The organism is Rathayibacter sp. PhB1 (assembly GCF_004362935.1).
GTDB classification, from domain to species: domain Bacteria; phylum Actinomycetota; class Actinomycetes; order Actinomycetales; family Microbacteriaceae; genus Rathayibacter; species Rathayibacter festucae.
Genome location: NZ_SNYD01000004.1, coordinates 243,838 through 268,895, shown reverse-complemented (window position 1 = coordinate 268,895; position 25,058 = coordinate 243,838). Strand labels below are relative to the sequence as shown.

The window sequence follows — 25,058 nt, the reverse complement described above, 5'->3', positions numbered from 1 at the left end:
GCGGTCCGGCGGGGCCGGCGCCTCGGCGCACTGCTATCGGTGACGGAGGGGGAGTGGTGACGCCTGCCCGCTCCGCTGAGGGCTTGCGAGCGCGGCCTCGGCGGACCGCGCGGACGACCGCGGGCGCGGCGCCCCGCCTCCGCGAGGAGGACGGGACGCCGCGCCCGGCGGATCAGGTGTTGAGCGCCTCGAAGAGGGCCTCGAGGTCGGCCTCGGGGTCCGTCAGCGTCAGCGTCAGGACCGGGCGGCCGTGCTCGGCGAGCACGCTCGCGTCGCCCGCGGCCTGGGCCTGGATCAGCTGGCCGAAGGTGAACGGGCTCTCGGGGATCTCGAGGTCCGTGCTCGCGCGCTCGGCGATCTGGAGGAAGACGCCGGTCGGCGCTCCGCCCTTGTGGTACTGACCGGTCGAGTGCAGGAAGCGCGGGCCCCAGCCGAAGGTCACCGGACGCTTCGACTGCGCGGCGAGGAGGTCGCGGACGCCCTCCAGCTGCGGCAGCGCGAGGCGGTCGACGTAGGCCTGGATCGACACGTAGCCGCCCTCGCCCAGCTGGGCGAGGAGGCGATCGACAGCGGCCGCGACGGTCGAGACGCCCTCGGTCACCTCCGACGTGCCGGTGACCTCGATGCCCGCGTCGGTGAACGCCGGTGCGGCGGGCTCGGGACGCTTCTCGAGCAGGGCCCGGGTCGCGACCTTCGCCGACTCGACGTCGGGCTGGTCGAACGGGTTGATCCCGAGCAGGCGCCCGGCGACCGCGACCGCGTACTCCCAGGTCAGCATCTGCGCGCCGAGCGAGCCGGACAGGAGGATCTCGCCCTCGTGCCGGTCGCGCGGGAACAGGTGCAGCGCGCTCGCGTCCTCGACCAGGCGGACGACCTGCACGTCGGCGAGGTCCTCCGACAGCTCGGGGGCGAGGGTGCCGAGGACGACGGGGAGGATGCCCGTGCCGTCCTTGCCGGTGGACTCGGCGATGAGCTGCTCGGCCCAGTCGGCGAAGCCCACGATGTGCGTGCCGTCAGCCACGATCGCGAGCTTGTCGCGACGGGGGCTGGTGGCGGCGATCGCGGCGCCGAGGAGCAGACCCGGGTTCTCCGGGGTGTCCACGGCCAGGCCGAGGGAGGCCTCGGCCGCCTCGTCGAGGAGGGCCTCGATGTCGGCGCCGGCGAGCCCGGACGGCACGAGGCCGAACGCGGAGAGCGCCGAGAAGCGGCCGCCGATGTTCGGGTCGGCGTTGAAGACCCGGTAGCCGGCCTCGCGCGAGGACGAGTCGAGCGGCGAGCCGGGGTCGGTCACGATGACGATGCGGTCGAGCGGGTCGATGCCCGCCTCGGTGAACGCCTTCTCGTAGGCCTTCTTCTGGCTGGCGGTCTCGACCGTCGAGCCGGACTTGGACGAGATGACGACCGCGGTCGACGCGAGGCGGTCGTTCAGGGCCGCGAGGACCTGCCCGGGCGCGGTGGAGTCGAGCACGGTGAGCTCGACGCCGGCGGTCCGGGTGATGACCTCGGGCGCGAGCGAGGAGCCGCCCATGCCGCCGAGCACGATGTGGTCGATGCCCTTGGCCTGGAACTCCTCGCGGAGCGCCAGGATCTCGGGGATCAGCGGGCGGGAGACGGTGGTCGACTCGGTCCAGCCGAGGCGCTTCGCGGACTCCTCCTCGGCCGCCGCACCCCAGAGGGTGGGGACCTGGGCGGTGATGCCCGAGGCGACCTCGTCGGCGACGAGCTCCGGCACGACGCGGTCGGCGGCCTTCTCGGCGTCTCCACTGAGGTGGATCTGGATCGCCATGATCAGGCCTTCGCCTTCGCGCCCTCGAGCGCGGCGGTGACGGTGTCGAGCAGCTCGTTCCAGGAGACGACGAACTTCTCGACGCCCTCCTTCTCGAGCAGCTCGGTGACCTCGGCGTAGGAGACGCCCTGCGCGGCGACGGCGTCGAGGACGGCGTTGGCGTCGGCGTAGGAGCCGGTCACCGTGTCGCCGGCGATGACGCCGTGGTCGAAGGTCGCCTCGAGGGTCTTCTCGGGCATGGTGTTGACGACGCCCGCCGCGACCAGCTCGGTCACGTAGAGGGTGTCGGGCAGATCGGTCGACTTGACGCCGGTCGAGGCCCACAGCGGACGCTGGCGGTTGGCGCCGGACTCCTGCAGGAGCAGCGCGCGCTCGGTGGCGAACGCCTCGACGAAGACCTCGTAGGCGAGCTGCGCGTTGGCGACGCCGGCCTTGCTCTTCAGCGCGAGGGCCTCGTCGGTGCCGACGGCCTCGAGGCGCTTGTCGATCTCGGTGTCGACGCGCGACACGAAGAACGAGGCGACGGAGTGGATCGTCGACAGGTCGATGCCGGCGTCCTTGGCCTTCTCGAGGCCGGCCAAATACGCGTTGATGACGGCGCGGTAGCGGGCGAGCGAGAAGATCAGCGTGACGTTGACCGAGATGCCGGAGCCGATGGCCTCAGTGATGGCCTCGAGGCCCTCGACGGTCGCGGGGATCTTGATCATCGCGTTCGGGCGGTCGACCTTGGCCCAGAGGGCCTTGGCCTGCTCGATGGTGCCCTGCGCGTCGTGCGCGAGGCCCGGCTCGACCTCGATCGAGACGCGGCCGTCGTAGCCGTTGGTCGCGTCGTAGATCGGGCGGAAGACGTCGGAGGCGGCGGCCACGTCGTCGGTGGTGATCGCGAAGACCGCGTCGGTCACCGAGGTGTCGGCGGCGGCGAGCTCCTCGACCTGCTCGTCGTAGGACTCGCCCTTGGCGAGGGCCGCGGCGAAGATCGTGGGGTTGGTGGTGACGCCGACGACGTTCTTCTCGTCGATGAGCTTCTGCAGGCCGCCGCTCGAGATGCGCGAGCGTGACAGGTCGTCGAGCCAGATGCTGACGCCGGCGGCGGAGAGGTCTGCGGTGGGGGTGTTCTCGGTCATGTCTCTTCTTCTCGCTAGATGGTGCGGGTCGGTGGGGAGTCGTGGGCCCGATGGCGAAGGCCGCGCCCGGGTGGACGCGGCCTTCGTGGTCAGGACGCCGCGAGCGACTCCTTGGCGGCGGTGATGGCCGCCTCGGTGGTGATCCCGAACTCGCGGAACAGGGTCTTGTAGTCGGCGGAGGCGCCGAAGTGCTCGATGGAGACCGAGCGGCCGGCGTCGCCGACGTACTTCTGCCAGCCGAGGCTGAGGCCGGCCTCGATCGAGACGCGCGCCTTCACGGCGGAGGGCAGCACCCTCTCGCGGTACTCGGCGTCCTGCTCCTCGAACCACTCGAGCGACGGGGCCGAGACGACGCGGGCGTTGACGCCCTCGCCCTTGAGCAGCTCGCGCGCCTCGACGGCGATCTGCACCTCGGAGCCGGTGGCGATGAGGATCACGTCGGGGGTGCCGTTCGGCGCCTCGGCGAGGATGTACGCACCGCGGGCGACGTTCGACGCGTGGGCGAAGGTCTCGCCGGTGGCGTCGCCCTCTCCGCGCTCGAAGACGGGGATGTTCTGGCGGGTCAGCGCGAGGCCGGCCGGGCCCTCGCGGCGCTCCAGGATCGTCTTCCAGGCGTAGGCGACCTCGTTGGCGTCGCCGGGGCGGACGATGTCCAGTCCCGGGATCGCGCGGAGGGCCGCCAGCTGCTCGACCGGCTGGTGCGTCGGGCCGTCCTCGCCGAGCGCCACGGAGTCGTGGGTCCAGACGTAGATGGCCGGCGCCTTCATGAGCGCGGCGAGACGGACCGCCGGGCGCATGTAGTCGGAGAAGATCAGGAAGGTGCCGCCGAAGGGGCGGGTGTTGCCGTGCAGGACGATGCCGTTGAGGATCGCGCCCATGGCGTGCTCGCGGATGCCGAAGTGCAGCACGCGGCCGCCCTTCTTGCCGGTCCACTCGTGGGTCGAGAACTCGCTCGGCACGAAGGAGCCGGCGCCCTCGATGGTCGTGTTGTTCGACTCGGCGAGGTCGGCGGAGCCGCCCCAGAGCTCGGGCACGACGCCGGCGAGGGCGTTGATGACCTTGCCGGACGCGGCGCGGGTCGACACCTCCTTGCCGGGCTCGAAGACCGGGAGGGCCTCCTGGACGCCCGCGGGGAGGTCGCCGCTCAGGACGCGGTCGAGGAGGACCTTCTTCTCGGGGTTCGCGGTCGCCCACGCCTCGAGCGTCTCGTTCCACTCGGCGTGCTGCGCCTGGCCGCGCTCGACGGCCTTGCGGGTGTGCTCGAGGACCTCGTCGGCGACGTCGAAGGTCTTCTCGGGGTCGAAGCCGAGCACCTCCTTGAGGCCGCGGAGCTCGTCGGCGCCGAGGGCGGAGCCGTGGATCTTGCCGGTGTTCTGCTTCTTCGGCGAGGGCCAGCCGATGATCGTGCGCAGGATGATGAGCGACGGCTTGTCGGTCTCGCCCTTGGCGGCCTCGATCGCGGCGTGCAGCTCGGCGACGTCCTCGTGGTACTCGCCGGTCTTCTTCCAGTCGACGACCTGGACCTGCCAGTCGTAGGCCTCGTAGCGCGCCTTGACGTCCTCGGTGAAGGCGATGTTGGTGTCGTCCTCGATCGAGATCTGGTTGGAGTCGTAGATGACGACGAGGTTGCCGAGCTGCTGGTGGCCGGCGAGCGAGGAGGCCTCGCTGGTGATGCCCTCCTGCAGGTCGCCGTCGCCGGCGATGACGTAGACGAAGTGGTCGAACGGCGAGGTGCCCGCGGCGGCCTCGGGGTCGAACAGGTCGCGCTCGAAGCGCGCCGCGTAGGCGAAGCCGACGGCCGAGGCGAGGCCCTGGCCGAGCGGGCCGGTGGTGATCTCGACGCCGTCGGTGTGGCCGTACTCGGGGTGGCCCGGGGTCTTCGAGCCCCAGGTGCGCAGCGCCTTGAGGTCGTCGAGCTCGAGGCCGTAGCCGCCCAGGTAGAACTGGACGTACTGCGTCAGCGAGGAGTGGCCGACCGACAGGATGAAGCGGTCGCGGCCGATCCAGGTGGCGTCGGACGGATCGCGGCGCATGACCTTCTGGAACAGGAGGTACGCGGCCGGCGCGAGGCTCATGGCGGTGCCGGGGTGGCCGTTGCCGACCTTCTCGACCGCGTCCGCGGCGAGAACCCTCGCCGTGTCGACTGCCTTCTCGTCAATGGAATCCCATTGCAGTTCTGACACTAGGTACTGACCCTTCTCGAGACGTGGGGCAGACGGGGACCGTCCGCCCTCTCGCATGGTGGAGCGCGCATGACGACTTCGACACGATGCTTCCGACGACGCCCCGTTCGGCCTCGCGCGACTGATCAGTCGGGCGGAACTCGGGTGCGGGCCGGGCGCTCTGGCGAGCAGTTCCGAGTATACGGAGGGGGGTGCGCCGGGGATCGGGGGTTGCGCCTCGCATATGTCGGCCCCCGATTGGACAAGCGTGCACTCCGGGCCCGCCCCCATCCGGCGCGCATTACACTCGTTCGGGATCATCGATCGTTAGAGGAGCAATGGACGTAGTCGCAGAGACCACCGCGATCGAGCGGGGAGGGCCCGTCCGGTCGCCCCTGTCGCGCAAGGTGAGGGCGTACGTCGCGCTGACGAAGCCGCGGGTGATCGAGCTGCTGCTCGTGGTCACCGCGCCCACGATGATCCTGGCGCAGAACGGGATCCCGAACCTGTTGCTGGTCCTCAACGTCCTCATCGGCGGGGCGCTCAGCGCAGGGTCGGCCGGCGCGTTCAACTGCTACATCGACCGCGACATCGACCGCGTGATGAAGCGGACCCGCAACCGCCCGCTCGTCACCGGCGAGGTCTCCGACCGGGAGGCGCTGGTCTTCGCGACCACGATCGGCGTGCTGTCGATCGCCTGGCTCGGCCTGACCGCCAACTGGCTGGCCGCGTCGCTCTCGCTCGCCGCGATCCTCATCTATGTGCTCTTCTACACGCTGTTCCTCAAGCGGCGCACGCCGCAGAACATCGTCTGGGGCGGCATCGCGGGCTGCATGCCCGTGCTGATCGGCTGGGCCGCGGTCACGAACTCGCTCGACTGGGCGCCGATCATCCTGTTCTCGGTCATCTTCCTCTGGACGCCGCCGCACTACTGGCCGCTCTCGATGAAGTACCGCGAGGACTACCGCGCCGCCGGCGTGCCGATGCTCGCCGTCGTCCGCGGGCGCAGTATCGTCGGTCTCCAGGTCATCCTCTACGCGTGGGCCACCGTCGCGTGCTCGCTGCTGCTCATCCCCGTCGCCGGCATGGGCGTCGTCTACACGGTCGTCGCCCTCGCCAGTGGCGTCTGGTTCATCGCCGAGACGCACCGCCTCTACAGCCTCGCGATCCGTCACGAGCACGTCTCGCCGATGCGCGTCTTCCACGGCTCGATCGGATACCTCACGCTGCTGTTCCTCGCCGTCGGCATCGACCCGCTGCTGCCGTTCTGATGGTGACGCCGTTCTCGTTCCTCGCCGAGCGGGTCACCCTGAGCCCCCGCGCCCTGCGCTGGGGGACGACGGCCGCCCTGGTCGCGAGCATCCTGATCATCTTCTTCGGCGGCGTCGTGCGCCTGACCGGCTCGGGCCTCGGCTGCCCGACCTGGCCCGCCTGCGACGCGGGCTCGCTGACCTCGACGCCCGAGCTCGGGATCCACGGCTTCATCGAGTTCACCAACCGCGCCTTCACCGGCGTGCTGATCGTCGCGGTCGGCTGGGCCATCACCGCGGCCCGGCTGCAGAAGCCGCGCGACCGCACGATGACCCGCCTGGCCTGGTCGCAGTTCTGGCTCGTGGTCGCGAACGCGCTCGCGGGCGGCGCGACCGTGCACTCGGGCCTCAACCCGTACATCGTCGCGGGTCACTTCATGCTCGCGATCGCCCTGCTGACGACCACGGCGCTGACCTGGCACCGCGCGCACCGCTCGCAGTCCGTCGCGTTCGAGCCGGATGCACTCACCCGAGGGGTGAGCATCGCGCTCGTCGCGGTGACGCTGGCCGTGATCGCCGTCGGCACCCTGGTGACCGGCACCGGCCCGCACGCGGGCGACTCGGCCGAGGTCCCGCGGATGCGGTTCCACTGGGAGAGCGTGACCGTCGTGCACGGGGTCCTCGGGACGGCCACGCTCGTGCTCGGCCTCGCGCTGCTGGTGCTGCTGGCGCGCGTGCCGGGCTCCGAGCTGGCACGGCGCCGCGTGATCACCTTCCTCGTCGTGGTGGGGCTGCAGGCGCTCGTGGGCGTCGCCCAGTCGCTCCTCGCCCTGCCGGAGGCGCTCGTCGCCGTCCACCTCCTCGGCTCCGCGTTCGTCTGGGTCGGTGCGCTGCGGGTCCTGCTCGACGTGAATCCGCGGCTCTTCACGGTGCGCGCTCAGCGTCGGCAGGCCGTCGAGGAGCTCGCGCCCGCGCTCTGACTCGGACGGTGGCCGGCTCGGGGGCCCTTCCCACCGGACCGCAGGTGGCGGCGCAGCCGGACCAGCGCGAGCGCGAGCCGCGGCAGCGGGAGGCTCCGCGCGAGCGGCTCGGCCAGCGCGCCGAAGTCGCGTACGGGCCTCGGCTCCAGGCCGGTGCGCGCGAGCGTGAGGAGGAGGCGGGGGAGGGTCGGGATGCTGTCGTCGTTCGTCATGCGGACACTCCAGCACGGACCACCGACACGGGTATGGTCATGCGGGTCTGGCGGCGCGGGCTCCAGTGCCCGGGCGACACCCAGGTGCAGAGGTTCCACTGGGAGCACGGCTTCCGTAGGATGAGTAGCTGGTTCAGGTTCGACGCGGGACGCGTCGGTCGCCGTGACGGCGAGACCCGGACCTCGGCCCGATGGAGCGCCACCGCAAGCCTCAGGACTTCCCGGGACGCACCGCTCCGCTCCGCCCATCGACTCGATGGCGTGATCGGCCCGGATGTGCTCCTCGGATCCCCCTCGGGGAATGACTCCGGAACCCGACCGGTTACCAGTGGGTAGGAAACGAGGTACTTATGTCAGACATCCTGATCGACCGCCCCGAGCTCGCGAGCCTGGGCGTCTACGAGTTCGGCTGGTCCGACTCGGACTCCGCCGGCGCCTCCGCGCGCCGCGGCATCTCGCCCGAGGTCGTCTCCGACATCTCCGCGCTCAAGAACGAGCCGGCCTGGATGCGCGAGCGGCGCATGAAGGCGCTCGCCCTCTTCGAGCGCAAGCCGATGCCCACCTGGGGCGCCGACCTGTCGGACATCGACTTCGACAACATCAAGTACTTCGTCCGCTCCACCGAGAAGCAGGCGCAGACCTGGGAGGACCTCCCGGACGACATCAAGAACACGTACGAGAAGCTCGGCATCCCCGAGGCGGAGCGCCAGCGCCTCGTCGGCGGCGTGGCCGCGCAGTACGAGTCCGAGGTCGTCTACCACCAGATCCGCGAGGACCTGGAGGAGCAGGGCGTCATCTTCATGGACACCGACACCGCCCTTCGCGAGCACCCCGAGATCTTCGAGGAGTACTTCGGCACCGTCATCCCGGCCGGCGACAATAAGTTCGCCGCGCTGAACACGGCGGTCTGGTCCGGCGGCTCGTTCGTATACGTCCCCAAGGGCGTGCGCGTCGACATCCCGCTGCAGGCCTACTTCCGGATCAACACCGAGAACATGGGCCAGTTCGAGCGGACGCTGATCATCGCCGACGAGGGCAGCTACGTCCACTACATCGAGGGCTGCACGGCGCCGATCTACAAGTCGGACTCCCTGCACTCGGCCGTCGTCGAGATCATCGTGAAGAAGAACGCCCGCGTGCGCTACACGACGATCCAGAACTGGTCGAACAACGTCTACAACCTCGTTACCAAGCGCGCGATCGCTCACGAGGGCGCGACGATGGAGTGGATCGACGGCAACATCGGCTCCAAGGTCACGATGAAGTACCCGTCGATCTTCCTGGTCGGCGAGCACGCCAAGGGCGAGACCCTCTCCGTCGCGTTCGCGGGCCCCGGCCAGCACCAGGACGCCGGCGCGAAGATGATCCACATGGCTCCGTACACGCAGTCGTCGATCGTCTCCAAGTCGATCGCCCGCGGCGGCGGTCGGGCCGGCTACCGCGGCGAGGTCCGGGTGGACGCCAACGCGCACCACTCCGCGAACACGGTGCGCTGCGACGCGCTCCTGGTCGACACGATCTCGCGCTCGGACACCTACCCGGCGATCGACATCCGCGTGGACGACGTCCAGCTCGGCCACGAGGCCACGGTCTCGAAGGTCAGCGAGGAGCAGCTCTTCTACCTGATGTCGCGCGGCATGCCCGAGGACGAGGCCATGGCCATGATCGTCCGCGGCTTCATCGAGCCGATCGCGCGCGAGCTGCCGATGGAGTACGCCCTCGAGCTCAACAAGCTCATCGAGATGGGGATGGAGGGCAGCGTCGGCTGACGCTCGCCCCACCCGCCCCCGAGGCCGCCCGAGTCGGGCGGCCAGCACCCTTCGAAAGGAACCACCGCCTGATGACGGTCCCCACGAGCGCCCCGACGTCCCCTGCGATCGACGGCGCGGACGCCGCCGCGCGCCTGGGCATCGCCGCGCACTCCGACGGGGCGTTCACGCCCGTGCAGACCCGCTCCGAGCGCTTCGCGTCCACCGACGTCGACGCCTTCGAGACGGTCACCGGTCGCGAGATCGCCTGGAAGCTGACCCCGGTCGCCCGCCTCGGCGACCTGATCGACGGCCCCCTCGACGGCTCGCCGACTCCGCTGGAGTCGGCGGCGGTCGAGGGCGTCGACGTCTCCTGGGTCGGCCGCGACGACGCGCGGATCGGCACCGCCGGCCTCCCCGAGGACCGCGCCGCCGCGAACGCCTGGTCGCAGTTCGAGCAGGCCCTCTCGATCCGGGTGACCGGCGAGGACGAGAAGGTCGCGACGCTCGTGCGCGCCGGTCTCGGCTCCGCCCCCCGAGCCGCGCACACGATCATCGAGGCCGCGCCGTACGCGCGCGGCGTCGTCGTGCTGCAGAACGAGGGCGAGGCGACTCTCGCCGAGAACGTCGAGGTGCTCGTCGGCGAGGGCGCGCAGCTGACCATCGTCACGCTGCAGGAGTGGGCCGACGACGCCCGCCACCTCGCAAACCACTTCCTCCGCGTCGGCCGCGACGCGAAGGTCAAGCACATCGTCGTCACGCTCGGCGGCTCGATCGTCCGGGTGAACCCCTCGGCGCACCTCGTCGAGCGCGGCGCGGACGGCGAGCTCCTCGGCCTGTACTTCGCCGACGGCGGCCAGCACCTCGAGCAGCAGGTCTACGTCGACCACGACGCCCCCGACACCCGCAGCCGCGTCACCTACAAGGGTGCGCTGCAGGGCCAGGGCGCTCGGACGGTCTGGATCGGCGACGTGCTGATCCGCCAGAGCGCGAACGGCACCGACAGCTACGAGCAGAACCGCAACCTGGTCCTCTCGGACGGCACGCGGGCGGACTCGATCCCGAACCTCGAGATCGAGACCGGCGACATCGCCGGAGCGGGCCACGCCTCGGCGACCGGTCGCTTCGACGACGAGCAGCTCTTCTACCTGCAGTCGCGCGGCATCCGCGAGGACGAGGCGCGCCGCCTGGTCGTCCGCGGCTTCCTCAGCGAGATCGTGCAGCAGATCGGCGTGACCGAGCTCGAGGACCGCCTCCAGCTCGCGATCGAGGCCGAGCTGGCCGGCAGCGCCGGGCAGACCGGCGCGTACAGCCCGGAGGTGTCCGCATGAGCGACGCCGCCCGGATCTGCGCCGCCTCGGAGCTGATCCCGAACCAGGCCGTCCGCTACGTCGTCGACGGCATCGCCATCGCGATCGTGCAGGACACGGCCGGCGAGATCCACGCGATCGGCGACACCTGCACGCACGGCGAGGTCTCCCTCGCCGAGGGCTTCGTCGAGGACGACACCCTCGAGTGCTGGGCCCACGGCTCGGCGTTCTCGCTGCGCACCGGTGCCCCCCTGAACCTGCCGGCCTTCGAGCCGGTTCCCGTCTTCGTCGTCGAGGTCATCGACGGCGACGTCTACATCGACCCGACCGTCACGAAGGAAGTCTGAATGTCCGTTCTCCAGATCAGCGATCTCCACGTCAGTGTCGAGACCGAGCAGGGGACCAAGCAGATCCTCCGCGGTGTCGACCTCACCATCAACCAGGGTGAGATCCACGCCGTGATGGGCCCGAACGGGTCCGGCAAGTCCACCCTCGCGTACACGATCGCGGGCCACCCGAAGTACCACGTCGACGGCGGCTCGATCACGCTCGACGGCGTCGAGGTCCTCGATATGACCGTCGACGAGCGCGCCCGCGCCGGCCTCTTCCTCGCCATGCAGTACCCGGTCGAGATCCCCGGCGTCACCAACACGAACTTCCTCCGCACGGCCAAGACCGCGATCGCGGGCGAGGCACCGGCGATCCGCACCTGGACCAAGGACGTCAAGAAGGCCATGGCCGACCTGCGGATGGACCCGTCCTTCGCGGCGCGCAACGTCAACGAGGGCTTCTCCGGCGGCGAGAAGAAGCGCAACGAGATCCTGCAGCTCGAGCTGCTCGCCCCGCAGTTCGCCGTCCTCGACGAGACCGACTCCGGACTCGACGTCGACGCGCTGAAGATCGTCTCGGAGGGCGTCAACCGCGCTCACGCCTCGACCGGTCTCGGCGTCCTGCTGATCACGCACTACACGCGGATCCTGCGCTACATCCAGCCTGACTTCGTGCACGTCTTCGTCGCCGGCCGGATCGCCGAGCAGGGCGGCAAGGAGCTCGCGACCCGCCTCGAGGACGAGGGCTACGACCGCTTCCTCGCTCCGGCGACGGCCTGATCATGGCGGTCACCACGCTCGACCCGAAGCTCTTCGACCAGGTCGAGGAGGCGCTCAAGGACGTCATGGACCCCGAGCTCGGCGTCAACGTCGTCGACCTCGGTCTCATCTACGACCTGGGCTGGGACGACGAGAACGATGCCCTGGTCATCCACATGACGCTGACCTCGGCGGGCTGCCCGTTGACCGACGTGCTCGAGGAGCAGACCGCGGAGTCGCTCGACGGCGTCGTGGAGGCGTTCCGGATCAACTGGGTCTGGATGCCGCCCTGGGGTCCGGACCGGATCACCGAGGACGGGCGCGACATGATGCGCGCCCTCGGCTTCTCGATCTAGAGCCGCGCCGCTCGATCGGCCGCAGGTACGAGGAAGGGCCCGGAGGATCATCCTCCGGGCCCTTCCTCGTACCTGCGGGGCGGGTCAGCCCTTGCGGCGGCCGAGCAGCGCCCACGTGGTGGGCAGGAGCGCGGCGGCGAGCAGGATCTTGAGGGTGTCACCGACGAGGAAGGGCACGAGGCCGGCGGTCAGCACCGAGCCGAGGTCGGCCGGGTAGCCCATCGAGCCGAGCGCGGTGGCGAGCCAGGGGAGTCCGACCAGGTAGATGGTGGCGGTGCCGGCGAGGAAGGTCACGACGGTGCCGACGACGCGGCGGTCCCACTGGCGCTGGGCGAGCCAGCCGGTGACGATCGAGGCGAGGACGAAGCCGACGATGTAGCCGCCGGTCGGGCCGGCGAGGACGGCCCAGCCGCTCGAGCCCTCGGTGAAGATCGGGGCTCCGAGGGCGCCGACGAGCGCGTAGACGCCCATCGAGAGGGCACCGCGGAGGGCGCCGAGCGTGGTGCCGACGAGCAGGACGGCGAAGGTCTGGCCCGTGATCGGGACCGGCCACATCGGGATGTACAGCTGCGCCATGCCGGCGGTGAACGCGGCGGCGGCGAGGACGAGCACCAGATCGGTGACCAGCGAGCGGGTGAGCAGCCGGTCCGCCAGGACCGGTCGCGACGGGGCGAGAGAGTAGCTGGACATGTCTGTTCTCCAAAGACCGTGTCGCCCGAGAGCGAGGAGCGAGCGCGTCCGCGGTGAGCGGACGTGGATCCGCCCCGCGGCTCAGGAAATATACTAGGGGGCTGCCGCTCCGCGGCCTCTTGCCCCACACCTCCCGAACCGAACGCCATTTCTTGGCGGGAACGGACAGCACAGTGCTCAGCGTGCACGACCTCGAACTCCGAGTCGGCGCCCGACTCCTGATGGAGAACGTGTCCTTCAGAGTCGGCGACGGCGACAAGGTCGGCCTCGTCGGCCGCAACGGCGCGGGCAAGACGACGCTGACCAAGGTCCTCGCCGGCGACCTCATCGCCGCGAAGGGCTCGGTCGACCGCGGCGGCGAGATCGGCTACCTGCCGCAGGACCCGCGCTCCGGCGACCCGGAGGAGCTGGCGCGCACGCGCATCCTCGACGCCCGCGGCCTCGGCCAGCTGGTGCTGGGCATGCAGGAGGCCACCGTCGCGATGTCGAGCAGCGACACGGCCGTCAGCGAGGCCGGGATGAAGAAGTACGGCAACCTGACCGACCGGTTCCTCTCGCTCGGCGGCTACGCGGCCGAGGCGGAGGCGGCGTCGATCGCGAGCAACCTGAACCTGCCGGACCGGATCCTCGACCAGCCGCTGAAGACGCTCTCGGGTGGTCAGCGCCGCCGCATCGAGCTCGCGCGCATCCTCTTCTCCGACGCGCAGACGCTCATCCTCGACGAGCCGACCAACCACCTCGACGCCGACTCCGTCGTCTGGCTCCGCGAGTTCCTGAAGAACTACCGCGGCGGCTTCATCGTGATCAGCCACGACATCGAGCTGGTCGGCGAGACGGTCAACCGCGTCTTCTACCTCGATGCGAACCGCCAGGTCATCGACGTCTACAACATGAACTGGAAGAACTACCTCCGCCAGCGCGCGGCCGACGAGGAGCGCCGCAAGAAGGAGCGCGTCAACGTCGAGAAGAAGGCCGGGGCACTGCAGCTGCAGGCCGCGCGCTTCGGCGCGAAGGCGTCGAAGGCCGCGGCCGCGCACCAGATGGTCGCGCGCGCCGAGCGGATGCTCAGCGGCCTCGAGGAGGTCCGCGCCGTGGACCGCGTCGCGAAGCTCCGCTTCCCGACCCCGTCCGCCTGCGGCCGGACCCCGCTGCAGGCGCAGAACCTCTCGAAGAGCTACGGCTCGCTCGAGATCTTCACCTCCGTCGACCTCGCGATCGACCGCGGCTCGAAGGTCGTCATCCTCGGGCTGAACGGTGCGGGGAAGACGACGCTGCTGCGCATCCTCGGCGGTGTGGACGCGCCCGACACCGGCGTGATCGAGGCCGGCCACGGCCTGCGCATCGGCTACTACGCCCAGGAGCACGAGACGATCGACGTCAGGCGCTCGGTGCTGGAGAACATGGTCTCCTCGAGCCCGAACCTCACCGAGACCGAGGCCCGCCGCGTGCTGGGCTCGTTCCTCTTCACCGGCGACGACTCGCACAAGCCGGCCGGAGTCCTCTCCGGCGGCGAGAAGACCCGCCTCGCCCTGGCGATGATCGTCGTCTCGGGTGCCAACGTGCTGCTGCTCGACGAGCCCACCAACAACCTCGACCCGGCCAGCCGCGAGGAGATCCTCGACGCGCTCGCGCACTACGAGGGCGCGGTCGTCCTGGTCAGCCACGACGAGGGGGCCGTCGAGGCGCTCAACCCCGAGCGCGTGCTGATCATGCCCGAGGGCACCGAGGACCACTGGACCGCGGACTACCTCGACCTGATCATGCTGGCCTGATCGGCGGCGTCGTGGGTCTCGATACGCCGCGTGCCGCGGCTACTCGACCAGCATGCGGCTCATGCTGATCGAGTAGCCCGCGGAGCGGGCGTATCGAGATCCATCACCATCAGAAGTCGAGTCTGCAGACCCGCCATGCTGGTGACGGCGGGTCTCGATACGCCCCTGCGGGGCTACTCGACCAGCATGTGTGCGGGCATGTCCTCCCAGTGGATCCCGCTCCGTCAGCGGGCGTCGAGCAGTTCGTCCTCGATCTCGGCGTCGGTGCGGCCGCGGCGGAGGCGGCGCTGCTCGCGGCGCTCCTCGGCGGCGATGACCTCGGGGTCGTCCGCGTTGCGGATCCGGTACTCGTGCCGGATCGCCCAGGCGAGACCGCCGAAGCCCATGATCGCGAAGAGCACCCACTGGATCGCGTAGCTGATGTGCAGGCCCTCGTCGGCGACCGGCTTGATCGCGGCGAGGGGCCGCTCCTCGATCGGCGCCGGGTCCTCCTGGACCAGCAGCCCGTAGCCGGCGGTGCGCAGCGGCTCGTCGAGCTGGGCGGAGAGGTCGTCGAGCTGGATCGTGGCGATCTGGCCGGCGGGCGCGCCGCGGCCCTCGATGCGGCCCTCGCCGGGCTTGAGCCGGGCCGTGACCGTGACCTCGCCCTCGGGCGGGGCCGGGACGACGTCGGGGGAGTCCTGGGTGGAGCCGACCGGGACCCAGCCGCGATCGACGACGAAGACGGTGCCGTCCGCGAGGCGCAACGGCGTGAGGATCTCGAAGCCGGGATTGCCGTTGTACGGCCGGTTGCGGACGAGCGTCTCGCCGTCGGTCTCGTAGACGCCGCTGACCTCGACGGGGCGGTACTCGAGCGCGTCGTCCCAGCTCGCTCCCTCGGGGAGCAGCCCGTCGAGTGCGACGGGGTCCGCGTTCCAGTTGGCGGTGACGAGCCGGTTGGTGCTCGCCGCCTCGTCGAGCCGCGCGACCTGCCAGCGCGAGAGCAGCACGCAGGCGACGGCGAAGACGATCGTGAGGGCCAGGTAGCCGAACCAGCGGCGCGAGAAGGCGAAGCGCCAGGACGGCCGCGTCGCCGTCGCGCTCACAGAGCGGCTCCGCGGTCCACCGTCAGCAGAGGCTTCACCTCGAGCGGGAACTCCCGGGCCGCGAGGAACTCGCGCAGGTAGTCGAGGTGCTCACCGCAGGCGAGCCAGGTCTTCCGGCGGTCCGCGGTGTGGATGCGCGGGTTCCGCCACTCGATCGCCCAGGTCGCGGTCAGCGCGCAGCCGGCGCGCGAGCAGGCGTGCTGATCGGGCACGCCGCCGAGCGGGATCACCGTCGTCCCTCGCTCGGGTCGCCGCCCTCGGGCACGTCGGCGGAGGGAGCGGCGTCGTCCGCCGTGGGCGGCACGTATGGCGGCACCGGCCGGGACAGCACGATCGCGCCGGGACGCTCGACCGTGCCGCTCTCACCGGCGCTGCCGACGTTGGCGAGCACGACGGCGAAGTAGGGGAGCACGATCGCGCCGAGGGCGAAGAAGAGCAGCCACCAGCCCTGGGCGAAGATCAGGCAGATCACGCAGACCATCCTGATGCCCATGGCGATGGAGTACTTGATCGCGCGGGAGCGACGCGCGGCACTGGGCGACGGCGGGAGGGAGGTGAGCGATTCGCGTGATTTCACAGCCCGACAAGACTACGTCGTGCGCGCCAAGCGAAGGCTGAGACGGCCCTATCCGCGGATGTGTTGCGCCGAGCGCCTCTAAGATGTACGGGTCGTCCGGAGCCGCCCGCGCACCGGCGGAGAGGGACACCATGACCACGCCGCGCACCGTTCTCGTCACGGGGGGCAACCGGGGGATCGGCTACGCCATCGCCGAGGAGTTCGTGGCGGCCGGTCACCGGGTCGCGGTCACCGCCCGCTCCGGCTCGGGCCCCGAGGGCTCCTTCACCGTCGTCGCCGACGTCACCGACTCCGCGTCCATCGACGCCGCCTTCTCGCAGATCGAGGCCGAGCTCGGCCCCGTCGAGGTCGTCGTCGCGAACGCCGGCATCACCCGCGACATGCTGCTGCTGCGCATGTCGGAGGACGACTTCACCTCCGTCGTCGACACCAACCTCACCGGCGCCTTCCGGGTCGTCAAGCGGGCGTCGAAGGCGATGCTGAAGCAGAGGTTCGGCCGCATCGTCCTGATCTCGAGCGTCGTCGGCCTCTACGGCGGACCGGGCCAGATCAACTACTCCTCGTCGAAGGCCGCACTCGTCGGCTTCGCCCGGTCGCTGACCCGCGAGCTCGGCGCCCGCAACATCACGGCGAACGTCGTCGCACCCGGGTTCATCGAGACCGACATGACGGCGGAGCTCCCGGCGGAGCAGCAGGCGGAGTACCGCAAGAGCATCCCGCTGGCCCGCTACGGCACGGCCGCCGAGGTCGCGAAGGTCACCCGCTGGCTGGCGAGCGACGAGGCGGACTACATCTCCGGCGCCGTCATCCCCGTCGACGGCGGCCTCGGGATGGGTCACTGACCGTATCAGCTGAGAGCTTATATCCGACAGATATCAGCTGTAGGCTTATGCGATGACCGAACCCCCCGTCGTCGCGGTGCTGCTCGACCTGGTCGACTCCCGGGAGATCACTGCCCGGTCCTCCGTGCAGCGCGAGATCGAGCGCGGCTTCGCGGCGGTCGACGCGGCGGTCCCGGCCCTCGAACCGCTGCACCCGACGGTCGGGGACGAGTTCCAGGCGGTCTACGCCTCCGTCTCCGCGGCCCTCGGGGCGACGCTCCAGGCGCGCCTGGCGCTGCCGCCCGGGGTGGACTGCCGGGTCGGCCTCGGCCGCGGCGAGATCAGGGTGGTCGGCTCCGGAGTCGCCGGCGGCCTGCAGGACGGGTCCGGCTGGTGGCGCGCGCGAGCGGCCATCGAGCGGGCGCACGCCCTCGAGGACGGAGCCGTGCCGACCGCACGGGGCTGGTTCATCGCCTCGGACGCCCCGGACGCGCAGGAGGCCGCGGTGAACGCCTACCTCCTCGCCCGCGACGCTCTCGTCGGCGAGATGAGCGACCGCGACCGGCGGCTCGTGCTCGGCACCGCGCGCGGGCTGCCGCAGAAGATCCTGGCCGAGCAGGAGTCGATCACGCAGTCGGCGGTGTCGCAGGCGCTGAAGCGCGCGGGCGCCGGCGCCCTGCTCACCGGCGCGCGGCTGCTGGCGGACGCGTGCTGACCGCGCTGCTGCTCGCGCTCGTCGGGCTGGCCGACCTCGCGCGGACGCACCTCGGCAGGCCGGTCGCTGCCGGGGCTGTCGTCGTGCTCTGGGTGGGAGCAGCGCTCTCCGCCGTGCTGGGCCTCGGGGCGCCGCCGCTCGGTGTCGCGACCGTCGCGGTCCTCGCCGGAGTCTGGCTGCTGCTCACGACGACCGCGGCGGGCAGCCGGCCGCCCGGTGGGCTCCGACCCGCCGTCGGCCTCGTCGTCGCGGTCCTCGTCCTCTCGTTTCTGGATCGCGCGACCGGCCCCGCCGCCGGCCCCCTGGTCGACGCCTACGCGGGGCTCGGGCGCTCCGGGCCGATCCCGCCGATCGCCCAGGCGCTGCTCGCCGGGGGCGCCGCGCTCTTCCTCCTCGAGAGCGCCAACGTCGTCGTGCGCGCCGCGCTCTACCGCGAGCTGCCGCAGCCGGTCGCCGCCCGCAGCCGCTTCTCGCTCCGGGATCGATTCGCCCGGTCGGCGCCCCAGGAGGTGCGCGTCCCGGATCTCCGCGGCGGTCGCGCCATCGGGCCGCTGGAGCGGCTCCTCGTGGCCGGGCTCACCCTCGCCGGAGCGATCGGGCTGGCCGGCGCCGTCTTCGCGGCGAAGGGCATCGTGCGCTTCCCGGAGATCTCCCGCGACGGCGAGGGCGGCTCGAAGGCGGAGTACTTCCTGGTCGGCTCGCTGGTCAGCTGGGCGCTGGCCCTGGGCGCGGCGGCCCTGGTCGCGACGGCGGGCAGCTGAGGCGCCGCCCCAGCGTCAGCCGCGCAGGCCGAGGACCGGCAGCAGCTGGCTGAGATCGAGCCCGTCGATGACGAGGTCGGCGCGCTCGCGGACCACGGGCTTCGCGTTGAAGGCGACCGAGAGGCCGGCCACCCGCATCATCTCGAGATCGTTCGCGCCGTCGCCGACCGCGATCGCGCGCCGGAGCGGGACGCCGGACTCCGCCGCCCACTCGCACAGGGCCGCGGCCTTCGCGGCGGCGTCGATGACCGGGCCCTCGACCGCGCCGGTCAGGCGGCCGTCGCGGCTGCCGAGCCGGTTCGCGCGGACGAAGTCGAGGCCGAGCGCCCCGGCGACCGGATCGAGCACCTCGTGGAAGCCGCCCGAGACGACGCCGATCCGACCGCCGGCGGAGTGGATGCCGGCGATCAGCTCCTCCACTCCCGGGGTGACCCGGACGCGGCCGCTCACTCCGGCGCAGACGCCGTCGAGCACGCCGGCGAGGGTGGCGACGCGCTCGCGCAGGCTCTCGCCGAAGTCGATCTCGCCGTGCATCGCGCGCTCGGTGATCGCGGCGACCCGCTCCTCGGAGCCGGCGTGCGCGGCGAGGAGCTCGATTACCTCGTCCTGCAGCAGCGTGGAATCGGCGTCGACGACGACCAGGAAGCGGGCGGGTGTGCGCAGCGGCTCACTCAAGGACGGGCCAATCGGTCGGGTCCGCCCGCCGGTGGGACCGGCGGCGCGGAAGCGCAGTGCTCTCGACCCGCGGGGGTGCTACGGGCGGACGACGACGCCCTTGCCGACGACGGTGATGCCCGACTCGGTGACGGTGAACCCGCGCTCGCGGTCGTGGTCGTGGTCCACGCCGACACGGGCGCCGGGCTCGACGACGACGTCCTTGTCGAGGATAGCGCGGGCGACCACGGCGTCCGGGCCGATCCGGACCTTGTCGAAGACGACCGAGTCGGAGACAGTGGCGTTCGACTCGATGACCGCCCACGGACCCACGACGCTGCGCTCGATGTGCGCGCCCGAGATGACGGTGCCGAGCGAGACGACCGAGTCGACCGTCGTGCCGAGGTTGCCCTTGCCGTCGCGGACGATCTTCGCGGGCGGCGAGTTCAGCTGCGACGAGAAGATCGGCCACTGCTGGTTGTAGAGGTTGAAGACGGGCAGCGCCGAGATGAGGTCCTGGTGCGCCTCGAAGAACGAGTCGATCGTCCCCACGTCGCGCCAGTAGTAGCGGTCGCGATCGGTGGAGCCGGGGACCTCGTTGAGCTTGAGGTCGTAGACGCCGGCCTCGCCGCGAGCGACGAAGTCGGGGATGATGTCGCCGCCCATGTCGTGGTCGGAGGTCGAGAGCTCGCCGTCGCGGATGACCGCGTCGATCAGGGCGTCGGCGTCGAAGACGTAGTTGCCCATCGAGGCGAGGACCTCGTGCGGCGAGTCGGCGAGGCCGACCGCGTCCTTGGGCTTCTCGAGGAACTCGGCGATCTTGGTGGGGACGATGCCGTCGCCGGCCTCGTCGCCCGCGAGCTGGATGACGCCGAACTGGTCGGCCAGCTCGATCGGCTGGCGGATGGCCGCGACCGTCGCCTTGGCGCCGGACTTGATGTGCGCCTCGATCATCTGCGAGAAGTCCATGCGGTAGACGTGGTCCGCGCCGACCACGACGACGATGTCGGGCTTCTCGTCGCGGATCAGGTTGAGACTCTGCAGGATCGCGTCGGCGGAGCCGCTGAACCAGCGCTTGCCGAGCCGCTGCTGCGCCGGGACGGACGCGACGTACGAGTTCAGCAGCCCCGACAGCGTCCAGGTCTGCGAGACGTGGCGGTCGAGCGAGTGCGACTTGTACTGGGTCAGCACCACGATCTGGGTCAGACCCGAGTTGATGAGGTTGGACAGCGCGAAGTCGATCAGACGGTACTGCCCGCCGAACGGCACCGCGGGCTTGGCCCGGTCCGCCGTCAGGGGCATGAGCCGCTTGCCTTCGCCACCCGCGAGGACGATGCCGAAAATCTTCTTTGACTGCATGGCTCCACAGTAGGGGTTGGCGGAGGTCCGCGAACCCGCGTGAAGTCGGCTGTCGCCGGGGGATCGCGCTGTACTACGGTTCGGGGTGTGCGAGTCGATCTGCTGACCAAGGAATATCCGCCCGAGGTGTACGGGGGAGCCGGTGTGCACGTGGCCGAGCTCACCAAGGCCCTCCGCCACGACATCGAGGTCGTGGTGCGCTGCTTCGGCGCGCCGAGGGACGAGGAGGGGGCGTTCGCGTATCCGGTGCCCGCCGAGCTGGCGCAGGCCAACGGCGCGCTGCAGACCCTGGGCGTCGATCTCCAGATCGCCCAGGACGCGGCCGGAGCCGATCTCGTGCACTCGCACACCTGGTACGCCAACGCGGCCGGGCGCCTCGCGCAGCTGCTGCACGGCATCCCGCACGTCGTCTCGGCGCACAGCCTCGAGCCGCTGCGCCCGTGGAAGGCCGAGCAGCTCGGCGGCGGCTACCGCGTCTCGAGCTGGATCGAGCGCGAGGCGTACGAGAGCGCGGACGCCGTGATCGCGGTGTCCGGCGGGATGCGCAACGACATCCTCCGCTCCTACCCCGCTCTGGACCCGGCGAAGGTGCACGTCGTCTACAACGGCATCGACCTCGACGCCTGGCACCCGGTGGAGGACGAGGCCGTCCTCGCCGAGCTGGGCATCGACCCGTCGCGTCCGTCCGTCGTCTTCGTCGGCCGGATCACCCGGCAGAAGGGGCTGCCCTACCTGCTGCGCGCGGCCGCGATGCTGCCGCCGGAGGTGCAGCTGGTGCTCTGCGCCGGCGCCCCGGACACTCCCGAGATCATGGCCGAGGTCACCGCGCTGGTGCGGGGGCTCCAGCAGGAGCGCACCGGCGTCGTCTGGATCGACCGCCACCTGCCGCGCCACGAGCTCTCCGCGGTGCTGACCGCCGCGACCACGTTCGTCTGCCCGTCGATCTACGAGCCGCTCGGCATCGTCAACCTCGAGGCGATGGCGTGCGGTGCCGCGGTCGTCGGAACCGCGACCGGCGGCATCCCGGAGGTCGTCGTCGACGGCGTCACCGGGCGCCTCGTGCCGATCGAGCAGGTGACGGACGGCACGGGCACGCCCGTGGATCCGGACCGCTACGTCGCCGACCTCGCGGCCGCGATGGCCGAGGTCGTCGCCGACCCGGCCGCCGCCAAGCGGATGGGCGAGGCCGGACGCCTGCGCGCGCAGAGCGACTTCAGCTGGACGCAGATCGCCCGGGACACCCGTGCGATCTACGACTCGCTCGTCTGAGCCCGCCGCCCGCTCCCTTTAGACTGGTCCGCATGCCCAGCGTTGTCTCGTTCGTCGATGTGTCCTTCGTCCGGAACGGCAAGCGGATCCTCGACCACGTCGACTGGACCGTGTCCGAGGAGGAGCGCTGGGTGATCCTCGGCTCCAACGGAGCCGGGAAGACCTCGATCCTGCAGATCGCCGCGGCGCAGAACTATCCGTCGACCGGCTCCGCGCACCTGCTCGAGGAGACGCTCGGCCGCGTCGACGTCTTCGAGCTGCGCCCCCGGATCGGCTACGCGTCGACCGCGATGGCGCGCCGCCTGCCCGCGGGCGAGACGGTGCTCGACGTCGTGATGACCGCCGCGTACGCGGTCACGGGGCGCTGGAACGAGGGCTACGACGAGATCGACGAGCGCCGCGCGCGCCGCGTCCTCGTGGAGTGGAAGCTCGACCACCTCGCCGACCGCACCTTCGGCACGCTCTCCGACGGTGAGCAGAAGCGCGTCCAGATCGCCCGCGCGATCATGACCGACCCCGAGCTGCTGCTGCTCGACGAGCCGGCCGGCAGCCTCGACCTCGGCGCCCGCGAGGAGCTCGTGCAGCTGCTCGGCGGCTTCGCGCAGGACCCGGCCTCGCCCGCGATCGTGATGGTGACCCACCACGTCGAGGAGATCCCGGCCGGGTTCACGCACGCGCTGCTGCTGCGCGACGGCGCCGTCGTCGCCGCCGGCCCGCTGGCCGAGGCGCTCACCGAGGCGACCCTCGCGGACGCCTTCGGGCTCGACATCGCGCTGACGCACGAGAACGGGCGCTACTCGGCCCGCGCCCGCTGAACGCGGGCTCGCGCGACCGCGTGCCGCACCTCCCCGTGGCGGCGGCCGTCTGCTATTCTCGGTAGCTGGTTCGGGCCCGTTCGCGGTGCGCCCGCCACTCATCCACCCGCACCCGTCGACGACAGGCGCGGTTCAGGACCACAAGCGACAGGACACGATCATGCAGACCGACATCCACCCCAAGTACGAGGCCATCGTGTTCCGCGACCTCGCCTCCGGTGAGACCTTCCTCACCCGCTCGACGGCGACCAGCAGCAAGACGATCGAGCTCGACGGCGTCACGTACCCCGTCATCGACGTCGAGATCTCGTCCGCCTCGCACCCGTTCTACACGGGCAAGCAGCGCATCATGGACTCGGCCGGCCGCGTCGAGAAGTTCAACTCGCGCTACAAGAACTTCGGCAAGTAGGCTCCGGCCTCCTGCCTCCGAAGGGCCCTCGACCTTGCGGTCGGGGGCCCTTCGTCGTCGGCGCCGGCGCAGGGCGGGGAAGAGGCCGACGTCCTCGGGGTGGGCGGGTCTCGATACGCCGCTGCGCGGCTACTCGACCAGCATGTGCAGCGCGCTCGTCTCGGCGGTCGCTTCATGCTGATCGAGTAGGCCGCGCAGCGGGCGTATCGAGATCCACCGTCGCGGGCGCGCTGGTCGCCGGGTCTCGATACGCCGCTTCGCGGCTACTCGACCAGCATGGGTGGCACGTGCGTCCGATCCCTCCGGAGTCGCCCCCTTTCATGCTGATCGAGTAGCCCGCGGAGCGGGCGTATCGAGATCCACCACTGCCCGCGCGCTGGTCGGCGGGTCTCGATACGCCGCTTCGCGGCTACTCGACCAGCATGGGTGGCGATTCAGCTCGCGGAGCGAGTCCTCTTCCTCTGCTGATCGGGCAGTCGGCCGATTCAGTAGCGGTAGAAGCCCTCGCCGGTGGCGGTGCCGAGCCTGCCCTGGTCGAGGTACTCGGTCTTGAGGTGGGCGGCGAAGGCCTGGGAGGCCTCGTCGGGGGCGGCGACGGCGACGTGGTAGGCGGTGTTGAGGCCGATGACGTCGAAGATCTGGAAGGGGCCGAGCGGGGCGCCGGTGCCGATCCGCCAGGTCTTGTCGATGGTCTCGGGGTCGGCGTAGCCGCCCATCAGGAGGCCGCTCGCGGCGTTCAGGAGCGGCACCAGCAGCGAGTTGAGCAGGTAGCCGGCCTTCTCCTTCTGCAGGCGGATCGGCTCGAGACCGCTCTCGACCGCGAAGGCGACGACCGCGTCGACGACGGCCGGGTCGGTGTCGGCCGTGCCCATGATCTCGGCGGTGTTCTGCACCCAGACGTGGTTGGCGTAGTGCAGGGCGAGGAAGCGGTCGGGGCGGCCGGTCGACTCCTTGAGATCGCTGGGGAGCAGCGTCGAGGAGTTGGTGGCGAAGATCGTCCGCTCGGGGGCGAGGGCGCCGAGGCGGCCGTAGAGCTCCTGCTTGAGCGCGAGGTCCTCGGGGACGGCCTCGATCACGAGGTCGGCGTCGGCGACGGCCTCGGCGAGGTCGGAGGTGAGGCGCAGCGACTCGAGGGCCGCGGCGGCGCCGCCGGGGATCCCTCCGGAGACCTGTGCCGACTCGTAGACGCCCGCGAGGCCGCGGAACCGCTCGCGGGCGGCGTCGAGCACCTCGTCGGTGACGTCGTAGCTGGTGACGGCGAAGCCGTGGAAGGCGGCCTGGAACGCGATCTGGGAGCCGAGGACTCCGCTGCCGAGGACGGTGACCGTGCGGATGGTGGGCATGACTGCTCCTTGCCGGGGACTCGGGTGGTCCCGCTGTCCTCCGATCCCAGCGCAGGGCGCGGCGATGGTCGAGCGGTTGCGCGCGGGGGCCGCCGCATGTCCTCGTGACGGGAGCACGGGTTCCGGGCCCGTGACGCGGCGGGCCGGGAGGCGGTAGCGTCCGGGGATGGTGTCCTTCGCCGACAAGCCGATCCTGCCGCTCACGACGCCCGAGGAGTGGGACGCCTACCTCCGCGGTGAGCCGGACCCGGGCGGTGTGCGGTTGAAGCTGCGGAAGAAGGCGGCCGTCGACCCGGGCATCACCTACGCGGAGGCGCTCGACGTCGCGCTCTGCCACGGCTGGATCGACGGGCAGGCGGGCGCGTTCGACGAGCAGTTCAAGCTGCAGGCGTTCACACCGCGGCGCCGGGCGAGCCCGTGGTCGAAGGTGAACCGCGACCACGTGGCGCGGCTGCTCGAGGAGGGCCGGATGCTGCCGGCCGGACTCGCCGAGGTGGAGCGGGCACGGGCGGACGGGCGCTGGGAGGCCGCCTACCGCCAGCGCGACGCGGAGGTGCCGGACGACTTCACGGCGGCACTGGCCGCGGATCCGGCGGCCGCCGCCTTCTTCGCGACGGTCGGCGGGCAGAAGCGCTTCGCGTTCCTGTTTCGGCTGTCGCAGCTGAAGCGGCCGGAGACGCGGGAGCGGCGGATCGCGGAGTACGTGGCGCTGCTGGCGGAGGGTCGCACGCTCACCTGAGCCGCGACGTCAGTGCCGAGAGGCCGGTGCGGG

26 protein-coding genes are annotated in these 25,058 nt (G+C 71.1%); 15 read left to right on the top strand and 11 right to left on the bottom strand.

The window, feature by feature from the left end; translation table 11 throughout:
- Positions 1–172 precede the first annotated feature (172 nt).
- From EDF17_RS11690 to tkt, 3 genes are all read right to left on the bottom strand, one after another.
- Complete coding sequence (locus tag EDF17_RS11690) at positions 173–1,786, bottom strand: glucose-6-phosphate isomerase (protein WP_123446274.1); 1,614 nt, start codon at positions 1,784–1,786, stop codon at positions 173–175.
- 2 nt (positions 1,787–1,788) lie between these two features.
- Positions 1,789–2,910, bottom strand: a complete 1,122-nt coding sequence (gene tal / locus EDF17_RS11685) for a transaldolase (protein WP_123446275.1) — start codon at positions 2,908–2,910, stop codon at positions 1,789–1,791.
- 89 nt (positions 2,911–2,999) lie between these two features.
- Complete coding sequence (gene tkt, locus EDF17_RS11680) at positions 3,000–5,093, bottom strand: transketolase (protein WP_123446276.1); 2,094 nt, start codon at positions 5,091–5,093, stop codon at positions 3,000–3,002.
- Between the two features lie 317 nt (positions 5,094–5,410).
- On the opposite strand from tkt, the gene EDF17_RS11675 reads away from it, so the two are divergent.
- Together EDF17_RS11675 and EDF17_RS11670 are read left to right on the top strand one after the other, a co-directional pair.
- Positions 5,411–6,343, top strand: a complete 933-nt coding sequence (locus tag EDF17_RS11675; RefSeq protein ID WP_123446277.1) for a heme o synthase — start codon at positions 5,411–5,413, stop codon at positions 6,341–6,343.
- Complete coding sequence (locus EDF17_RS11670) at positions 6,343–7,302, top strand: COX15/CtaA family protein (RefSeq protein WP_123446278.1); 960 nt, start codon at positions 6,343–6,345, stop codon at positions 7,300–7,302. The genes EDF17_RS11675 and EDF17_RS11670 overlap by 1 nt, the downstream gene beginning before the upstream one ends.
- On the opposite strand, the gene EDF17_RS11665 is transcribed toward EDF17_RS11670, so the two are convergent.
- Entirely contained in the window at positions 7,260–7,514 is a 255-nt protein-coding gene (locus EDF17_RS11665) for a hypothetical protein (RefSeq protein ID WP_123446279.1), read from the bottom strand. The two genes, EDF17_RS11670 and EDF17_RS11665, sit on opposite strands and share 43 nt — an antisense overlap.
- 350 nt (positions 7,515–7,864) lie before the next feature.
- Between EDF17_RS11665 and sufB the strand changes: the two genes are divergently transcribed.
- From sufB to EDF17_RS11640, 5 genes are all read left to right on the top strand, one after another.
- Entirely contained in the window at positions 7,865–9,283 is a 1,419-nt protein-coding gene (gene sufB / locus EDF17_RS11660; RefSeq protein WP_123446280.1) for a Fe-S cluster assembly protein SufB, read from the top strand.
- A gap of 71 nt (positions 9,284–9,354) precedes the next feature.
- Positions 9,355–10,593, top strand: coding sequence for a Fe-S cluster assembly protein SufD (sufD, locus tag EDF17_RS11655; RefSeq protein ID WP_123446281.1), 1,239 nt, complete (start codon positions 9,355–9,357; stop codon positions 10,591–10,593).
- The gene (locus tag EDF17_RS11650) at positions 10,590–10,919 is read left to right on the top strand and encodes a non-heme iron oxygenase ferredoxin subunit (RefSeq protein WP_123446282.1); all 330 of its coding nucleotides are present in this window, start codon (positions 10,590–10,592) and stop codon (positions 10,917–10,919) included. Before sufD ends, EDF17_RS11650 begins: the two co-directional genes overlap by 4 nt.
- Positions 10,920–11,681 carry a Fe-S cluster assembly ATPase SufC gene (gene sufC, locus EDF17_RS11645; protein WP_123446283.1) on the top strand — a complete coding sequence of 254 codons (762 nt, stop codon included), beginning with the start codon at positions 10,920–10,922 and terminating at the stop codon, positions 11,679–11,681.
- A gap of 2 nt (positions 11,682–11,683) precedes the next feature.
- Positions 11,684–12,016, top strand: coding sequence for a metal-sulfur cluster assembly factor (locus EDF17_RS11640; protein WP_123446284.1), 333 nt, complete (start codon positions 11,684–11,686; stop codon positions 12,014–12,016).
- An 84-nt stretch (positions 12,017–12,100) separates the two neighbouring features.
- On the opposite strand, the gene EDF17_RS11635 is transcribed toward EDF17_RS11640, so the two are convergent.
- Entirely contained in the window at positions 12,101–12,706 is a 606-nt protein-coding gene (locus EDF17_RS11635; protein WP_123446285.1) for a biotin transporter BioY, read from the bottom strand.
- 173 nt (positions 12,707–12,879) lie between these two features.
- Between EDF17_RS11635 and EDF17_RS11630 the strand changes: the two genes are divergently transcribed.
- The gene (locus EDF17_RS11630) at positions 12,880–14,478 is read left to right on the top strand and encodes an ABC-F family ATP-binding cassette domain-containing protein (RefSeq protein ID WP_123446286.1); all 1,599 of its coding nucleotides are present in this window, start codon (positions 12,880–12,882) and stop codon (positions 14,476–14,478) included.
- A 224-nt stretch (positions 14,479–14,702) separates the two neighbouring features.
- Here EDF17_RS11630 and EDF17_RS11625 read toward each other — a convergent pair whose 3' ends face one another.
- The 3 genes from EDF17_RS11625 to EDF17_RS11615 are packed head-to-tail and all read right to left on the bottom strand — an operon-like array spanning position 14,703 to position 16,140.
- Entirely contained in the window at positions 14,703–15,563 is an 861-nt protein-coding gene (locus EDF17_RS11625) for an SURF1 family protein (protein ID WP_123446287.1), read from the bottom strand.
- Positions 15,560–15,793 carry a hypothetical protein gene (locus EDF17_RS11620; RefSeq protein ID WP_243582970.1) on the bottom strand — a complete coding sequence of 78 codons (234 nt, stop codon included), beginning with the start codon at positions 15,791–15,793 and terminating at the stop codon, positions 15,560–15,562. The genes EDF17_RS11625 and EDF17_RS11620 overlap by 4 nt, the downstream gene beginning before the upstream one ends.
- Positions 15,790–16,140, bottom strand: coding sequence for a DUF3099 domain-containing protein (locus EDF17_RS11615; RefSeq protein ID WP_123446288.1), 351 nt, complete (start codon positions 16,138–16,140; stop codon positions 15,790–15,792). The genes EDF17_RS11620 and EDF17_RS11615 overlap by 4 nt, the downstream gene beginning before the upstream one ends.
- A 131-nt stretch (positions 16,141–16,271) precedes the next feature.
- Between EDF17_RS11615 and fabG the strand changes: the two genes are divergently transcribed.
- The 3 genes from fabG to EDF17_RS11600 are packed head-to-tail and all read left to right on the top strand — an operon-like array spanning position 16,272 to position 18,437.
- On the top strand, positions 16,272–16,982 hold the full coding sequence (gene fabG / locus EDF17_RS11610; RefSeq protein WP_123446289.1) for a 3-oxoacyl-ACP reductase FabG: 711 nt from the start codon (positions 16,272–16,274) through the stop codon (positions 16,980–16,982).
- A gap of 52 nt (positions 16,983–17,034) precedes the next feature.
- Positions 17,035–17,676 (top strand): SatD family protein, encoded by a 642-nt coding sequence (locus tag EDF17_RS11605; protein ID WP_123446290.1) that lies wholly within the window; start codon positions 17,035–17,037, stop codon positions 17,674–17,676.
- A complete protein-coding gene (locus EDF17_RS11600) occupies positions 17,670–18,437 on the top strand; it encodes a hypothetical protein (RefSeq protein WP_123446291.1) in 768 nt (255 codons plus the stop codon). The genes EDF17_RS11605 and EDF17_RS11600 overlap by 7 nt, the downstream gene beginning before the upstream one ends.
- 15 nt (positions 18,438–18,452) lie before the next feature.
- Here EDF17_RS11600 and serB read toward each other — a convergent pair whose 3' ends face one another.
- Together serB and EDF17_RS11590 are read right to left on the bottom strand one after the other, a co-directional pair.
- On the bottom strand, positions 18,453–19,112 hold the full coding sequence (gene serB, locus EDF17_RS11595; protein ID WP_123446292.1) for a phosphoserine phosphatase SerB: 660 nt from the start codon (positions 19,110–19,112) through the stop codon (positions 18,453–18,455).
- Between the two features lie 78 nt (positions 19,113–19,190).
- Entirely contained in the window at positions 19,191–20,450 is a 1,260-nt protein-coding gene (locus tag EDF17_RS11590) for a glucose-1-phosphate adenylyltransferase (RefSeq protein WP_123446293.1), read from the bottom strand.
- 87 nt (positions 20,451–20,537) lie between these two features.
- Here EDF17_RS11590 and glgA point away from each other — a divergent pair, with 87 nt between their 5' ends.
- The 3 genes from glgA to EDF17_RS11575 all read left to right on the top strand — a co-directional run bounded on the left by glgA (position 20,538) and on the right by EDF17_RS11575 (position 22,943).
- The gene (gene glgA, locus EDF17_RS11585; RefSeq protein ID WP_123446294.1) at positions 20,538–21,719 is read left to right on the top strand and encodes a glycogen synthase; all 1,182 of its coding nucleotides are present in this window, start codon (positions 20,538–20,540) and stop codon (positions 21,717–21,719) included.
- Positions 21,720–21,751: 32 nt separating this feature from the next.
- Entirely contained in the window at positions 21,752–22,534 is a 783-nt protein-coding gene (locus EDF17_RS11580) for an ABC transporter ATP-binding protein (protein ID WP_123446295.1), read from the top strand.
- Positions 22,535–22,694: 160 nt separating this feature from the next.
- Positions 22,695–22,943: a type B 50S ribosomal protein L31 gene (locus EDF17_RS11575; RefSeq protein ID WP_123446296.1), complete on the top strand. Its 249-nt coding sequence runs from the start codon at positions 22,695–22,697 to the stop codon at positions 22,941–22,943.
- Positions 22,944–23,428: 485 nt separating this feature from the next.
- Here the strand turns inward: EDF17_RS11575 and EDF17_RS11570 are convergent, their stop codons facing one another.
- Positions 23,429–24,286: a 3-hydroxyacyl-CoA dehydrogenase gene (locus tag EDF17_RS11570; RefSeq protein ID WP_123446297.1), complete on the bottom strand. Its 858-nt coding sequence runs from the start codon at positions 24,284–24,286 to the stop codon at positions 23,429–23,431.
- Positions 24,287–24,452: 166 nt separating this feature from the next.
- Here EDF17_RS11570 and EDF17_RS11565 point away from each other — a divergent pair, with 166 nt between their 5' ends.
- Complete coding sequence (locus tag EDF17_RS11565; RefSeq protein ID WP_123446298.1) at positions 24,453–25,025, top strand: YdeI/OmpD-associated family protein; 573 nt, start codon at positions 24,453–24,455, stop codon at positions 25,023–25,025.
- Positions 25,026–25,058 lie beyond the last annotated feature (33 nt).